A 1,579-nucleotide genomic window follows, 5' to 3' on the forward strand; every position below is an offset into this window, starting at 1 on the left:
CCTGCACTACTTCCGCCCCGGCCACCCCGTCGGCCACCGCGACTGGCCCATCGAGACCTGGCGTTTCCCCACCGCCGACGAACCCCGCTACCTGCACAACGCCGAGCCGCTGCTGGGCTTCGACGGGCAGCACCCGACCCGGACCATCCGCGAACCGATCGCCGGCCACCTGCGCGGTTACGGTCGGTACGGCTACACCCCCGGCCCACTGCTCGCCGGCCTGCTCGCCCTGGCCGTGCTCGCGATCGTCATCCCAGGACGGCGGCGCGCCCCCCGCCTGGGGTCGCGCGGCGGCTCCGCCCGCCGTCGTTTCCGCGTCCGGACGGTGGAACAGGCCCGGCTGCGTGCCGACATCGCCCTGCTCGCCGCCACCGGCCTCGCCTTCCTCGCCGTCCCCGCCGCCACGGTCTGCTTCGACTACCGCTACATGCTGCCGGTGCTCGTCCTGTTCCCCCCGGCCGCCGCGCTGGGTGCCCGCCGACTCACCCTCGTCCACCGATCCCGGCGCGCCCCCGACGAGATCACCAGCACCGACCTGTGGGCCCCCGACCCCCTCACCCCCCGCCCCACCAGCACCAGCACCGATGTCGACACCGCCACCGAGATCCAGCCCGACGCCGATCACCGACTCGAAGCCAATCACCGAGTGGACGCCGACCGGCGCGCCGAGGCCGATCACCACATGGAAGCCGACCGCCGACCGGGCGCTGATCACCGAGCGGACGCCAAGCGGCACGTCAAGCGGCACGTCGAGGTCGATCACCGAGCGGACGCCGATGGCCGAGCAGACGCCGATGGCCGGAGCGGCGCCGAGATGCGTCCGACTGTTCCGAGCGGCCCCGCCGCCACGGCTTCGACGGGATCGGCCGGCGCGTCGGCCAGCGCGTCAGCGGTCGGGGAGTCGGCGGTCGGGGCCGACGATGCGGGGTTCGACACCGCGCCCGTCCGACTCGGTGATCATCTGGATGACGTTGGTCCACGGCGTCGCCGTCGCCGCTGATGGTCGGTCGACCCGAACCAGTATGTCACTGCCCGACCGTCCCATATAGGATGAAATAGGCTACTTTTCGATGTCGGCGCTCGGATGTCGGGCGCGCTGGCGCGTCCAGATCGCGGCCGAGATCATGCTCTGCCGAGGGTTGTTCGGATTTCCGGGGGTCGATTTTCCCTACAACCCTCGGCATGTGGCCGCACATCCCTCGGCAACCGGCCGTGCCTGGCCGCGGTCAGGGGCCGGAGCGATCCCAGAGGCGGATGGTGCCGTCGGCGCTGCTCGTGGCGAGGGTGAGGCCGTCCGGGGCGAAGGCCACCGCGAAGACGAGCGAGTCGGTGTGCCCGGTGAGGCTCCCGCCGATCGGGCGGACTGGGTCCAGCGGATGGGCGGGGTCGGGGCCCGAAGGGTGAGCGGGGCCCGAAGGGTGAGCGGGGTCTGGCGGGCGGGCTGGGTCCGGGCGGGTGAGGTCCCACAGGCGTAGTGCGCCGTCGGCGCTGGTGGCGGCCAGGGTGCGGCCGTCCGGGGCGAAGGTCACCGACAGGACGCGGGCGGCGCTTCCGGTGGGGATGCTGGTCAGGGGCTTGG

General features: G+C 73.0%; 1 protein-coding gene and 1 pseudogene. One reads left to right on the top strand and one right to left on the bottom strand.

All coding sequences use genetic code 11. The annotated features are described in order from the left end of the window. Positions 1–1,000: pseudogene (locus G6R24_RS21750) on the top strand (hypothetical protein); the annotation flags it as partial. A gap of 226 nt (positions 1,001–1,226) precedes the next feature. Here the strand turns inward: G6R24_RS21750 and G6R24_RS20785 are convergent. Then, positions 1,227–1,579: WD40 repeat domain-containing protein (locus G6R24_RS20785; RefSeq protein ID WP_420840685.1), on the bottom strand; the 353-nt coding region annotated here is incomplete at its 5' end.

The organism is Candidatus Frankia nodulisporulans (assembly GCF_902806475.1).
Taxonomy (GTDB): Bacteria; Actinomycetota; Actinomycetes; order Frankiales; family Frankiaceae; genus Frankia; species Frankia umida.